Origin of the sequence: Cryobacterium glucosi (assembly GCF_004402235.1) — a bacterium.
In the GTDB taxonomy this organism is placed as follows: Bacteria; Actinomycetota; Actinomycetes; order Actinomycetales; family Microbacteriaceae; genus Cryobacterium; species Cryobacterium glucosi.
Window position 1 is genome coordinate 17,597 of sequence record NZ_SOFS01000015.1, and the last position, 13,174, is coordinate 30,770.

Consider the following 13,174-nt stretch of genomic DNA (forward strand, 5'->3'; position numbering starts at 1 on the left):
TGAACACTATGGCGGCCTGTGCCACAAATTAATACGGCCTTTTTCCGGCAGGAGGAAAGCCGCCGCCCGCCGGTCATCGGGGCGTCGCGATAGGTTCCGGTGCGCGGCGCCCAGTCGCGGAACACTCACGCTCGCCGTCACGACGAGCGGGCTTGTCCCGTGACTCAGGCGCGGATGCCGTGGCTACGGGGTCGGCAGCGGCGGGTGCGGGAGGGGTGACGCGGTCGGCGTCGGCATCAGCGTCTGCGTCTGCGTCGGGGTCGGTGTCGGTGTCGGTGTCGGTGTCGGCGTCGCTCCAGCGGGCGGGCGCAACAGGCCGAGGGCCGCCTTGAGGTGTGCCTCCGCTACCTCGGCGTCCTCGTCGGAGAGGCTCCCGCTCCGGCTCGCGGACAGGTTCGCCTCGATGACCGCTCGGAGCACCTCGTCGCGCTGGATCTTGACACCGCGCGGGGCGTCGACACCGATGCGGATGCTGTCGCCGCGCACATCGAGGACGGTGATGACGATGTCATCGCCGATGAGGATTTTCTCCCCCGGCTTGCGCGTGAGAACCAGCATCATGCCAGCCTAGCGCGGGCATCGGGCGTGTCAGGGAGGCGGGCTGCTGGCGGTCCGAGCGTCGCGGATGCTGCCGGGGCGCCGTCGACCCAGCCGACCGGAATCCCGAGGTCGTCGACGGTTTCCGGGGAGGATGTCGTCGTCGACCCGACCACGGCGACCGCGTCGATCGGAATGATCGCCGCGACCAGCCCGACCCACTCGGCCGTGTCAGAGGGCTTCCGGCCGGCATCCACCACAACCCAGGTCTGGTCCGCGCCGACCATGAGCAGGTCACCGCCGAGGTACTCGCGGTCCCCCGGCGTCTCGCCGATGCCGAAGGCGAGGAAACACGTGCGCCCGCGGGCGACTCCCCCGGCGCGCGCCGCGAGGGCAGAGCGCCGGTCGTCGACGCGACGGGCCCCCTCCGACACCACGGAGCCGGCCACGAGCACCTCGGCGGCCCCGTCCATGGCGGCCATCATCCCGGCGACACGCAGGGTCTCCGCGGGCGCGCCGACGAGCACGACGAGGTCTCCGGGATGGGTGAAGGGTCGCGGCACGGCGGCCATGCCCGCCCGTCCTGGCAACGGATGCCCGGCCAGGACCGACAGGGTCGCCGGCCGTTGGCGTGTCCCCGCGTCACGCGGTGCGCCGGCGCCGGTCACGGCACCGGTCACGGAACCGGACGGCTCCGGCTCGCGCAGGGGAAGCGCCCCGGACACCCGCTCAGGAACGGGCTCGGCCACCGTGAAGGTGAGTTCGTCCATCAGCTGGGCGAAGCCGGCGGACCCGGTCGAGAGCAGCGGGGTCTGGACCGAGGTTCGCGGCCTCGCGAGGGTTCCCGCATCGTCGGCCCCGTCGGCGTCCTCGAGCAGGGCGAGGATCCCGAGCCGCGCGGCGCGTCCGGGGTGGGCGTCACCGATTCCGTCACCGTCACCGCCGCCCTGATCGTCGCGCTCGAGCGGCACCATCCGCACCGGCTGGGCGTGCGCGGCCCGGCGGCGCCGCTCGGGCACCTCGACCGTGACCTCGTAGTGGCGCCGGGCGAAGAAGCCGCGGATGCCGCCGACCGTGACCCGTTCGGCCGAGACGATGCGGGCATCCGCACCGTGTTCGGCGAGGATGCGTGCCTTCAGTTCCGGAAGCGTCGGACCGTCAAGCTGAAATCGTTTCGGTTCCACGGACCACCCCCACGGTCTCGATGGCGACATTCGCGGAGGTGACCTCGAGGTAGGACAGCACCGGGAGCCCGCCGGTCTGCGCGGAGACGAGCCGGTGGATCGCCGGGCGGAGGGCAGGGGCGCAGACGAGCACTGCGGTCAGCCCGCTCGCCTCCACGGTGGCGAGCGAGGCCTTGAGCGAGCCCAGGATCGCGTCGATCCTTGCGGGTTCGAGCATGATCTGGGTGCCCTGCTCCGAGGCGCGCATGCCCTCGAGCAGGGACTGCTCGAGGCCTGGCTCGATCATGATCACGCGGAGCAGGCCCTCGTCGAGATACTGGGCGGCGAGAGCCGGCCCGAGGCCCTGCCTCGCGGCTTCGATCAGGCCCTCCGGGTCTGTCGATGCCTTCGCCCGGAGCGAGAGCGCCTCGTAGATCCGGGAGAGGTCGTTGATCGGGATCTGCTCCATCAGGAGGCCCTGGAGCACCCGCTGCACCTCGGCGAGCGACAGCATGCCGGGGATCAGGTCGTCGACGGCGGCCGGGTTGACCTGCTTGACGCCGTCGGTCAGCACCCGCACGTCCTCCCGGGTGAGGAGACGCGCCGCGTTCCCGGTGACGATCGAGGACAGGTGGGTCACGAGCACGGACACCCGGTCGATGACGGTCGCTCCGGCCATCTCCGCGCTGTGCCGCATCTCGCTCGGCACCCACTTGCCGGCGAGGCCGAAGACCGGCTCGACGGTCGCGGTGCCCGGCAGGCCCTCGAGGTTGTCGCCGAGGGCGAGCACCTTGCCGGACGGCGCGAGCCCGCGGCCGGCCTCGACGCCGGCGATGCGGATGACGTAGGTCGCAGAGGGCAGTTCGACGCTGTCGCGGGTGCGGACCGGCGGAACGACGACGCCGAGGTCGATCGCGATCTTGCGGCGCAGGGCGCGCACCCGGGCGAGAAGGTCGTCCTGCGCTCCCGAGACGAGGTCGACGAGGTCGGAGGCGAGCAGGATCTCGAGGGCGTGCACCCGCATCGACTCGATCAGGTCCTCAGGGGTATCCGAGCGCACCGGCGCCCGTTCGGCCACGACGGCGGCCGCCTGCCTGGCCTGCTCGCGGGCTTCGCTCGCCTTGATCCGCTGGGAGACGAGCAGCAGGCTCGCCCCGGCGACGACGAACGGGAGGATCGGCATCCCGGGGATGAGCGCCATCAGCAGGGCCGCGCCGCCGGCGATCATGAGCGCGTTGCGGGACTGGGTGAGCTGCGCGGACGCGGTCGCCCCGATGTCGGACTCGGCGTTGGACCTGGTCACGATCATGCCGGTAGACACGGCCATCAGCAGGGCCGGGATCTGGGTGACGAGCCCGTCGCCGATGGTCAGGAGCGAGTACGTGCTCATCGCGTCGGTGATCGACATGCCGCGCTGGATCATCCCGATGCCGATGCCGCCGACGAGGTTGATGATGATGATGATGATCCCGGCGATCGCGTCACCCTTGACGAACTTCGACGCGCCGTCCATCGCGCCGTAGAAGTCGGCCTCCGCTGAGACTTCCGCCCGGCGTTCCCTGGCCTGGGTGTCGGTGATCAGGCCGGCGTTGAGGTCGGCGTCGATCGCCATCTGCTTGCCGGGCATGGCGTCGAGGGTGAACCGGGCGCCGACCTCTGCGACCCGCTCGGCTCCCTTGGTGACGACGACGAACTGGATCACGACGAGGATCAGGAAGATGACGGCGCCGATGATGATCGACCCGCCGACGGCGACCTGTCCGAACGAGGCGATCACCTGGCCCGCGTAGCCGTCGCCGAGCACCAGGCGGGTGGATGCGACGTTGAGGCCGAGCCGGAACAGCGTCGCAACGAGGAGGAGGGACGGGAAGACCGAGAAGTCGAGCGGCTTCTTGACGAACATGGTCGTGAGCAGCACCACGAGGCCGAGCAGGATGTTGACGATGATGAGCATGTCGAGGAGCACGGCGGGGACCGGGACGACGAGGAGCAGGATGATGCCGACGACGCCGATCGGGACGGCGAGCCTGGCGAGGGTGGTCTTCATCGGGAACCTCCGGTGGAGTGAGCGGCGGAGTGGGAGGCGGAGCGTGAGGATGAACCGGGAGCGGACGCCCCGGAGAACACGGGCGTCGCAGCGTGGGCGGCCGGGGTGAGGGTGTGCACGCCGGCGTCCTCGCCGTAGCCGGTCGTGTACCCGGAGCCGCGCGCCGAGCCGCGGGTCTTGAGCGCGAGCACGAACGCGAGCACCCGGGCGACGGCGTTGTAGAGCTCGACCGGGATCTCGTCGCCGAGCTTGCAGGCGCTGTGGAGTGCCCGGGCGAGCGGGATGTCGCGCACGATCGGCACCCCGTCGGTCGCCGCCTGCTCGCGGATGCGGAGCGCGATGACCCCTGCCCCCGTCGCGACGACCCTCGGTGCCGACTTGCCCGGCTCGTAGCGGAGGGCGACGGCGAAGTGGGTCGGGTTGACGAGCACGACGTCGGAGGTCGAGACGGACGCGATCATCCGGTTCCGGCTCATGGCGAGCTGCCGGGAGCGGCGTTGCGACTTGATCCGAGGATCGCCTTCCGAGCTCTTGTTCTCGTCGGTGACCTCTTTTTTGGTCATCCGGGTGCGTTTCCGGTTGCGGCGCATCACCACGAAGACGTCGGCGGCGGCGAGCACGAGGCCGGAGACGACGGCCGCCTGCACGAGCGATGCTGCGCCTCCCCCTGCCGCGTCGATCAGTGCGGCGACCGGGAGTCCGCCCGCGGTCATCAGGATCGGGGCGAGCCCCTGGATCACCAGGGTCAGCACGACGCCGACCGCCGCGGTCTTCAACAGTGCCTTGACACCCTGCCAGACAGCCTGGCCGCCGAAGGTGCGGCCGAGCCCGGTGACGAGATTGAACTGGTCGTACTTGCCCTCGAGTTTCTTGAGGTGCACGCCGCCCTGGGCTGCGGCACCGATGAGCACGACGGCGAACACGGTCGCGAGCATCGGGGTCAGGGTGCCGGCGAGCGAGGAGAACGCGTCGCCCATCAGCTGCTCGGCGAGTTCGGGGCTCGGATTCGCGACGATCGCGTGCAGTCCGTCGAGCTGGCTGGCGCCGGCCTGGGACCCGAGGCTGATCGTGACGGGGGCGAGGGCGGCGGCGGAGCCGATGCCGATCCACGCGGTGAGGTCCTGCGACTTGGAGAGCTGGCCCTTGGCGCGGACCTCCTTCATCCGCTTATCGGTGGCCTGCTCGGTCTTTTCGCCGGAGTCCGACATCTACTTCACCCCGAGCATGGTCGTGACGGCGGTGTCGGTGAGGGCGGACACGATGCGCGGAAGCGCGACGAAGGCGCTCGCGCCGAGGGTGAGGGTGATCAGGATCTTGAGCGGGAAGCCGAGGGCGAAGGCGTTGAGCGCGGGCGCGACCCGGGTGAGCAGGCCGAGGCCGGCATCCGCGAGGAAGAGCACGACGATGAGCGGTCCTGCGATCTGCACGGCGGAGAGCAGCAGCTGGCCGACGGCGTTCGTTGCGGCCTGGACCGGGGCGGCGAGGTCCATGCCCCCGCCGATCGGGATGGCCGTGAAGCTCCGGGTCAGGCCGCCGATGATGAGCTGGTAGCCGCCGGACGCGAAGAGGAGCGCGATGGCGGTCATCTGGTAGAGCCGGGTGAACATGGCGCCGTTGACCATCGCCTGCGGGTCGAAGCCCTGGGCGAGCTGGAATCCGCCGAACTGGTCGATCAGGTTGCCGGCCGACTGCACGGCGGAGAACACGATCAGCACGAGGAAGCCGAGCATGCCGCCGACGACGATTTCGAGCAGGAGCGCGAGGATGAAGCCGCCGGTGTCCGGGGACACGTAGCCGGGGGTGACGACGGGCGAAACGGCGAGGGCGAGCCCGAGGGAGAGCATGCCCTTGATCCGGAGCGGGAACGCGTTGTAGGAGAACGGCGGGGCGATCACGAGGAAGGCGATGAGGCGCACCCCGGCGAGCATGACGGCCTCGATCCAGGTGAAGTCGAGGGTGATGTTCATCAGCCGCCGCCGATGAGTGTCGGGATCTTGTCGAAGAGCGCGGTCGTGAAGGAGACGATCTCGGAGATCATCCAGTGCCCGCAGATGAGCAGGGCGAGGCAGACGGCGATCGCCTTGGGTACGAAGGAGAGCGTCACCTCCTGGATCTGCGTGATCGACTGCAACAGGGAGATGGCGAAACCGACGACGAGGGCGGTGATCAGGATCGGCGCGGAGAGTTTGCCCGCGACGATGATCGCCTGCATGCCGATGTCGAGGATGGCGTTGGTATCCATCAGCCACCCCGGTAACTGGTGATGAGGGTCGTGATGATCAGTCCCCAGCCGTCGACGAGCACGAACAGCAGGATCTTGAACGGGAGCGAGATCATCACCGGCGGCAGCATCATCATGCCCATCGACATCAGGGCGGCGGAGACGACGATGTCGATGACGAGGAACGGGATGAAGATGACGAAGCCGATGATGAAGGCCGCCCGCAGCTCGGAGATCATGAACGCCGGGATCAGGGTGAGCAGGGACACCGCGTCGCGGCTGACCGGGTTGGCCTGGTCCGCGGCCCTGGTCATCAGGGCGAGGTCTTCCTCGCGGGTGTGCGCGAGCATGAAGGTGCGCAGTGGAGCAGAGCCGATCGTGACCGCGTCGTCGAAGGAGAGCGTGCCGTTCAGGTAGGGCTGCAGGGCGTGGTTGTTGATGTCGGTGAGCACGGGCGCCATGATGAACAGCGACAGGAACAGGGCGAGGCCCGCGAGCACCTGGTTCGGCGGGATCGACGGGAGCGCGAGGGCGTTCCTGGTCATCGCGAGCACCACGAAGATCTTGGTGAAGCTCGTCATCATGAGCAGGAGCGCCGGGGCGACCGAAAGCAGGGTGATGCCGATCAGGGTCACGATCGCCGAGGACGGTGAACCGTCCGGGCCGTTGATGTCGACGCTCAGGCCGGTGCCTGCCGCGGGCGTCGGGGTACTCGGCGCCACCGGGTCGACGGGGGCGACCGGGGCGATCGTCGCGGCGTGGCCTGCGCTCGTGGTGAGCAGCACGACGGCGAGGACGATGACGAGCACGAGCGCCGCCATCACGAGGAGCCTGGTGAAGCGCACCCGGTCAGCGCGGCGGAGTGCATCGGAGCGCGGGGCACGGAGCCCGGGCAGGCCGGGGCGCAGGGCGCGGGTGTTCACCGTCCCTGCCGGAGTGCCGCGGCAGTCTGCTGCCACGTCGCCGGCGAGAGGATCGATCCGGCCAGGCGGTTCGGCCGGGAGCTCGAGCCCGGTCCGGACTCGGCGCGCAGGGCTGACTCCGCGGTGCGGGTGCCCCGGTCGTGGCGGGGACGGAAGGTGAGCGGCGCGGGGAGCGCCTCGTCCTCGGCCGCAACGCTCGCGGCCGCCTCATACGCGCCCGTTGCGGTCGTCGCGGCGATCCCCGCGGAGCGTCTCGTGTCCGTGTCCGTGTCCGTGTCCGCCGCGTGCAGCGTGGTGGCGAAGCTCTCCGCCGGGCTCAGCGCGTCGTGCAGCACGGTGACCGACTGTTCCGTGACTCCGAGCACAAACCTGCGGCCTTCCACGTCGACGACGACGACGGATGCCTTCTGGCCGAGGCCCTGCCGGCCCACGACCGACACGAGGCTGGCCTTGGGGCCACGGCGGGTGCCCTTCTGCATGCGGCGCTGCAGGACCCAGAGGAGGCCGACGACGACGGCGAGGGACAGCGCGACGCGGAGGGCGACGAGGAGGGTGTCCACCTAACTCAGGCTCTCGGCGACATCGAGGATCTGGGTGATCCGCACGGCGTAGTCCTGGTCGACGACGACGATCTCGCCGTGGGCGATCAGGCGGCCATTCAGCAGGATGTCTGCGGGGGCTCCCGCGGAGCGGTCGAGCTCGATCACGGCGCCGGGTTCGAGGGCGAGCACGTCGCGCACGGACATCCGGGTGCGGCCGATCTCGACGGTCAGGGCCATTTCGACGCTGTTGATCCGGCCGAGCTTTCCGACGACGGACCGGTTTCCGGTGCGCGGGATCCCGGAGATGGCGCCGTTCTCGCGGAGGCGGATCGCAAACCAGGCGCTCACGACGCCCTCGCTCGCGAGCTCGAAGACGCTCGTGTCGGCATCCGCGAACAGGGACGTGACGTCTTCGAGGCGGGACGCGCCGAGTACGCCGATGCCGAGGACCGTTGCGGCGCTGTCGAGGGCGGGGCGGAGCACGTCGAGGCTCGAGAAGGCGCCATTGCCCGCTGCGGCGTCGAGGGAGTGCGGGTCGGTGAGGACGATCGCGAGGTCGGCGCTCGTGACGCCGACGAAGGAGGCGACGACGCCGGCGCCGAGCCGGCCGGCGAGGGATTCGCCGGCGCACGGGGTCGCCTCCAGGCGGGTGGGCGTTGGCAGGACCGTGAGCAGGGCCTCGACGAGATTGCGGATGGCGGTCGTGGCAGGGCTCATGGGGACAGTTCCTCGGTGTCGGTGACGATGCAGGCCAGGCGGGAGCCGTTGGATCCGACGGCGGCCCTGGCCAGGGTGTGCCCGTCGACGACGAGGTCGAGCGGGCGGTGCCTGGAGTGCGGGACAGGCAGCAGGTCACCGACGGCGAGGCCGAGGATGACGCTCGGAAGCACCCGGATCGGGCTGAGCTGCAGGGACAGGTCGACGGGCACCCAGGCGAGCTGGGCGTTCAGCTTCTCCTGTTGTTCCTCGGCGGTGATGACCGGGATCGACTCCCCGAGTTGGGGAAGCAGGGTCTCGGCGGGCAACGCGAGGGTGGCGGTCGAAGTCGTCTCGCCGACCCGCATCGAGAACGTCGCGACGATGACGAGATCGCTCGTCGCCGCGGCCTGGGCGAACTGCGAGTTGTACTGGATGCCGCCGAACGAGATCGGCAGGACGAGGAGCGTCCCGAGGGAGTAGCGCAGGTCCTCGAGGGCGTCCTCCATCAGGCGACGCACGAGGGCGAGTTCGATCTGGGTGAAGGTGCGCTCGGGAAGTGGAGGGACCTCGCTGCCACCGAGCATGTGGCTCACCCAGGACAGGGCCGCCGCGGTCGGGAACTGGATGACGGCCTTGGCCGCGAGGCTGCCTACCGGGCAGAGCACCATCGCGGTCGACGACGGCAGCGAGCTCGCGTATTCGTCGTAGCTGCGCATCAGGACGTGCTCGCAGGTGACCTGGGACATCACGCGAACCTTCGCGGTCAGCTGGGTGCCCCACTGGCGCGCGAAGGTCTCGAAGGCGAGCTCGAGGACACGCGAGTGCTCGCGCGCGAGGGTCGTCGGACGTCGGAAGTCGTACACCTCGACCGTGCGCTCGGGCGCTGCGGGCACGCCAATGCTCTTGTGTTCCTGGACCGTCACGACTGCAACTATCGGCCGGTGAATCCGACCGGTAAGCAGTCCGCAGGGAATTCGTTCGAAATCCCGGGCGGGCTGCCCGCGGGGCGACCGCGGGATGCCTGACGGTGTCCGCTGCTTAGGGGGCGCCCGCCTGCCCGGCGAGGATCGAGGGGATCAGCGCGCGGACGGCATCCGGTTCGCTCGAAAGCAGGACAACGTCGACGCGGCGATTCTGGGCCATCGCGTCGAGGGTGTCCGCAGTCGTGACCGAACGGGTCGAACCGTAGCCGATCGCGGAGATCCGCTCCCCCGCGACACCGCCGACCTCGACGAACCTGCGCAGGACGCTCGTCGCCCTGGCCGAGGAGAGTTCCCAGTCGGTCGCATAATTCACGGTGACGCCGTGCCGGTCGGCGTGGCCTTCGACGGTGACCTCACGTTTGTCGCCGGCGAGGATCGGCGACATGGCGTCGATGACGGCCGTCGCCTTCGGGCTCAGGGTGGCGAGGTTGGGAGCGAAGAAGGCATCCGTTCCGACGAGCCCGATGGTCAGCCCTCGGGCGTCGATCGTGAACTGCACGATCGAGTCGATGCCCTGCGCGGTGACGGCTGCCTTCAGTGCCGCCTGCACCGAGGAGAGGTCGGCGATTTCCTGGGTCGCGATCTGGAGGTCGGTGAGGGCGGGAGTCGGTGCCGGGGTCGCTGTTGGCGATGGTGTCGCCGAGGCTGTCGCGGCCGACGTCGAGGTTGCGCCCGCCGTCCCGAGGTCCTTCGCGGCCGGGTCGCTGGCGTTGGCGTTCGCGGCCGACACGACGACCCCGGTGGCCGTGTCGATCTTGCCGACGTCGACGGCCCCGAAGCCTGTCGCGAGGGAATTCTTGAGCTGAAAGAACTTTTGCGAATCAACGGAGGACATCGCGAACAGCACGATGAACATGCACATCAGCACGGTGACCATGTCCATGTACGACGCCATCCAGCGCTCGTCGACGTGCTCGACGTGCTCCTCCTCGAGGCCGCGACCTCGACCTCGCCCGCGTCCTCCGCCGTGCCCGCCGCCGGCACTCATGCTGCCTCAGACAGCGGCTTGTCCGCCTTGTCCGCCTTGGCGGCCTTTGCGGCCTTTGCGGCCTTCTTGGCCGGCGCGTTCGGCACCATGGCCCGGAGGCGTTCGCCGAGGAGCCGCGGCTGGCTGCCGGCCTGGACGGCGAGAGCGCCTTCCATCAGGAGGGTCATCCGTTCGACCTCGAGGTCGGAGAGCCGCTTGAGGCGGTTCCCGATCGGAAGCCAGATGAAGTTCGCCGAGACGAGCCCCCACAACGTCGCGACGAATGCGGCGGCGATCATCGGCCCGAGGGTCGAGGGAGTGTCGAGGTTCTCGAGGACGTGGGTGAGGGAGATGACGGTGCCGATGATGCCGACAGTCGGGGCGTAGCCGCCGAGGGTCACGAAGAACTTCGAGGCGTTCCGGCTGAGCTTCGTCGCGGTCGAAAGCTCGTCCTCGAGCAGGATCCGCAGTTCGTCTCCGTCGGTGCCGTCCGCGATGTTCTGCAGCGCCGTGCGCAGGAACGGGTCGTCGATCGCGTCGGCCTCCTGCTCGAGCGCGAGGAGACCTGCGCTGCGGGCCTTCTCGGCGAGCACGACGATCTGGTCGATCACGTCCTGGGGTGGGGTGGTCTTGCCCTTGAACGCGCTGGGAAGCGCTTTGAATGCGTTGAGGGCGTCACTGATGGTTCCGCCGGCGATACCGACCGCGATCGTGGCACCGAAGACGAGGATCATCGGAGCAGGCAACAGGATGGAGGCGATCGAGGATCCCTCGATCGTGATCATGGCGACCATGGAGCCGAAGGCGAGGGCGATCCCGATCAGGGTTGCCGGATCCATCAGAGCCTCCGCGGGCGCTGCCCGCTGCCCGGTTCGAGCTCGTCTTCGATCGCGTGCGGTCCCGTCGGAACCTCGAGCGACCGGGCGCCGGACCGGTAGTCGCGGTCGTCGGTGAGGGAGGCGAGCGAGATCACATGGGCCCGGAATCGGGCGATCTTCTCGATGATCTCGTCGAGGGTCTCGATGACGATGAACTTCGCCCCGTCGACCATGACGAGGGTCGTGTCGGGGCTGGCGTGAATGCGTTCGATCAGGTCGGGGTTGATCGCAAATTGGCTGTCATTCAGCCGTGTCACAACGATCATGGGGCCCGTCCCTGGCTCACGACGGCCACACCGGCCGTCAGGCACCACTGTCGGTCGCTCCGCGCCGAAGGTTAGCTCGGGGTGTGGGCGGGCAGGCGGATGCCGCCGGCCGGGCCCGCGAAGGACCCGGCGCCGGTCGCGCCTGCGTCTGCCGGGACTACCGCTTGAGGTTCGTCAGCTCGGTCAGGACCTCGTCGGAGGTCGTGATGATGCGGGCGTTGGCCTGGAAGCCGCGCTGGGCGACGATGAGGTTCGTGAACTCCTGAGAGAGGTCGACGTTCGACATTTCGAGGGACCCGCTCGTGAGGGTGCCCATTCCGGCGGAGCCGGCGGCACCGAGGACAGCGGTGCCCGAGTTCGTGGTCGACCGGTACTCGGACGATCCGGCCTTCTCGAGGCCACCGGGGTTGGTGAAGGTCGCGAGGGCGATCCGGCCGATCGACTGCTGCTTGCCGTTGCTGAACAGCCCGGTCAGGGTGCCGTCCTTGCCGAGGGTGAACGACGTGAGCGAGCCGGCGGCGTGGCCGTCGGTGCTCGCGGCAGTCAACGAGCTGAGGGTGGCGGCTCCACTGATCGTGCCCAGGTCGACGGCGACAGTGACACCGTTGACGGTGACCGGCAGGCTGTTCGCGGTCGAGGTCAGTGACCCATCCGCGAAGGTGAGCATCGTGCTGCTCGTCGAGTTGGGAGAAGTGACGGTCCACTTGGCCGGGGCCGCTGCGCTGTACGTGAAGTTGAGTGAGACCTGACTCGCGGCACCGGTCTTGTCATAGGCCGTGAATTCCCGGCTCAGGGTTGTGCCGTCAGCTGCATCCGAAGGCAGGTTTCCGGTCACCGAGGCCGTTGCGGAAGCCAATGGCGGCTGAATTGTGGTGAGTGGCAGGGTGATGGTGCCCAGCGCTCCGCCCTGGTTGACCGTTCCCTTCGCATCGGCGTTCCAACCCTGCACGAGCGCGCCGGACGGTGACACGAGGCGGCCCTGCGCATCGAAGTCGAAGGCGCCCGCGCGGCTGTAGAGGGTTTCGCCGGCGAGCTGGGTCACGAAGAAGCCGTCGCCGGAGATCATCATGTCTGTTGCGCGACCGGTCGACTGGGTGGAGCCCTGGGCGAAGTTGGTGGAGATGCCGGCGACCTGCACGCCGAGGCCGACCTGGGCCGGGTTGGTGCCGCCGACAACGGTCTGCGGGGAGCCCGCGCCGTGGGTCAGCTGGGACAGGGTGTCCTGGAACTGCGCCGAGGAAGACTTGAACGCCGTCGTGTTGACGTTGGCGATGTTGTTCGCGGTGACATCCAGCATGGTCTGGTGCGCGCGAAGGCCGGAGATTCCGGAATACAGGGAACGAAGCATGGGATGCTGCCTTTCGAAACGGTGTGAGTGGAAAGCGTGTGGTGGAGTACGGCCGGGCGGGACGCCCCGGGCGTCAGGTCGTGGAGGTCGCGGCGGCCGGTGTGGTCGTGGTCGCCGGGGTGGTGACCCCGGAAATCGCATCGAGCTTGACGCTCACTCCCCCGACGGTGACCTGCGGCACCGAGCCGGCGTAGGACACGGCGGAGGCGACGCCCGTGACCGAGGTGCCGGCGGCATCCGTGTATGTCACGTTCTGCCCGACCAGGGAGGCGGCCGCGATGCGCATCTGGAGCGAGAAGCTCTCGTCGGAGGTCGTTGACAGCGCCGTCAGCTTCTCCATCATGGAGAGCTGCGTCGTCTGGCTGATCATCTGGTTCGAGTCCATCGGCGAGCTCGGGTCCTGGTTCTTCAGCTGGGTGACAAGGAGCTTCATGAAGGCTTCGGAGTCGAGGCTCTGGCTCGGCGTGCGCGTGGTGGTCGCCGCGCTGTACACGCCGGCGGTCGCGGTCGCGGCTCCCGTTGCTCCGGCTGCCGATGCGGCCACGATGGCTTCGATCGTCATGGATTCTCTCTTCTCGTGCTTCTCGTGGTTCTTGTGGT

15 protein-coding genes are annotated in these 13,174 nt (G+C 69.1%); all 15 read right to left on the reverse strand.

The features are described 5' to 3' along the window. Positions 1-183 precede the first annotated feature (183 nt). The gene (gene csrA, locus E3O46_RS18830) at positions 184-558 is read right to left on the reverse strand and encodes a carbon storage regulator CsrA (protein ID WP_166791020.1); all 375 of its coding nucleotides are present in this window, start codon (positions 556-558) and stop codon (positions 184-186) included. Then, on the reverse strand, positions 558-1,721 hold the full coding sequence (locus E3O46_RS05295) for a hypothetical protein (RefSeq protein WP_134561242.1): 1,164 nt from the start codon (positions 1,719-1,721) through the stop codon (positions 558-560). Before E3O46_RS05295 ends, csrA begins: the two co-directional genes overlap by 1 nt. Next, the gene (locus E3O46_RS05300) at positions 1,696-3,747 is read right to left on the reverse strand and encodes a flagellar biosynthesis protein FlhA (RefSeq protein WP_134448969.1); all 2,052 of its coding nucleotides are present in this window, start codon (positions 3,745-3,747) and stop codon (positions 1,696-1,698) included. Before E3O46_RS05300 ends, E3O46_RS05295 begins: the two co-directional genes overlap by 26 nt. Further along, positions 3,744-4,955, reverse strand: coding sequence for an EscU/YscU/HrcU family type III secretion system export apparatus switch protein (locus tag E3O46_RS05305; RefSeq protein ID WP_134561243.1), 1,212 nt, complete (start codon positions 4,953-4,955; stop codon positions 3,744-3,746). Before E3O46_RS05305 ends, E3O46_RS05300 begins: the two co-directional genes overlap by 4 nt. Further along, a complete protein-coding gene (locus E3O46_RS05310) occupies positions 4,956-5,714 on the reverse strand; it encodes a flagellar biosynthetic protein FliR (RefSeq protein ID WP_134448967.1) in 759 nt (252 codons plus the stop codon). Next, positions 5,714-5,989 carry a flagellar biosynthesis protein FliQ gene (gene fliQ / locus E3O46_RS05315; RefSeq protein ID WP_134448966.1) on the reverse strand — a complete coding sequence of 92 codons (276 nt, stop codon included), beginning with the start codon at positions 5,987-5,989 and terminating at the stop codon, positions 5,714-5,716. The genes E3O46_RS05310 and fliQ overlap by 1 nt, the downstream gene beginning before the upstream one ends. Then, a complete protein-coding gene (gene fliP, locus E3O46_RS05320; RefSeq protein ID WP_134449006.1) occupies positions 5,989-6,789 on the reverse strand; it encodes a flagellar type III secretion system pore protein FliP in 801 nt (266 codons plus the stop codon). Before fliP ends, fliQ begins: the two co-directional genes overlap by 1 nt. A gap of 98 nt (positions 6,790-6,887) precedes the next feature. Beyond that, the gene (fliO, locus tag E3O46_RS05325; protein WP_134448965.1) at positions 6,888-7,451 is read right to left on the reverse strand and encodes a flagellar biosynthetic protein FliO; all 564 of its coding nucleotides are present in this window, start codon (positions 7,449-7,451) and stop codon (positions 6,888-6,890) included. Next, a complete protein-coding gene (fliN, locus tag E3O46_RS05330; RefSeq protein ID WP_134448964.1) occupies positions 7,452-8,150 on the reverse strand; it encodes a flagellar motor switch protein FliN in 699 nt (232 codons plus the stop codon). Continuing rightward, complete coding sequence (locus E3O46_RS05335; protein ID WP_241985086.1) at positions 8,147-9,055, reverse strand: flagellar motor switch protein FliM; 909 nt, start codon at positions 9,053-9,055, stop codon at positions 8,147-8,149. The genes fliN and E3O46_RS05335 overlap by 4 nt, the downstream gene beginning before the upstream one ends. Positions 9,056-9,170: 115 nt before the next feature. After that, on the reverse strand, positions 9,171-10,103 hold the full coding sequence (locus E3O46_RS05340; RefSeq protein WP_134560271.1) for an OmpA/MotB family protein: 933 nt from the start codon (positions 10,101-10,103) through the stop codon (positions 9,171-9,173). After that, positions 10,100-10,921, reverse strand: coding sequence for a motility protein A (locus E3O46_RS05345; RefSeq protein WP_134561244.1), 822 nt, complete (start codon positions 10,919-10,921; stop codon positions 10,100-10,102). Before E3O46_RS05345 ends, E3O46_RS05340 begins: the two co-directional genes overlap by 4 nt. Further along, positions 10,921-11,226 (reverse strand): flagellar FlbD family protein, encoded by a 306-nt coding sequence (locus E3O46_RS05350; RefSeq protein WP_134448961.1) that lies wholly within the window; start codon positions 11,224-11,226, stop codon positions 10,921-10,923. Before E3O46_RS05350 ends, E3O46_RS05345 begins: the two co-directional genes overlap by 1 nt. 157 nt (positions 11,227-11,383) lie before the next feature. After that, the gene (locus E3O46_RS05355) at positions 11,384-12,574 is read right to left on the reverse strand and encodes a flagellar hook protein FlgE (RefSeq protein ID WP_134561245.1); all 1,191 of its coding nucleotides are present in this window, start codon (positions 12,572-12,574) and stop codon (positions 11,384-11,386) included. A gap of 73 nt (positions 12,575-12,647) precedes the next feature. Further along, positions 12,648-13,136, reverse strand: a complete 489-nt coding sequence (locus tag E3O46_RS05360) for a flagellar hook assembly protein FlgD (RefSeq protein ID WP_134561246.1) — start codon at positions 13,134-13,136, stop codon at positions 12,648-12,650. Between the last annotated feature and the right edge of the window lie 38 nt (positions 13,137-13,174).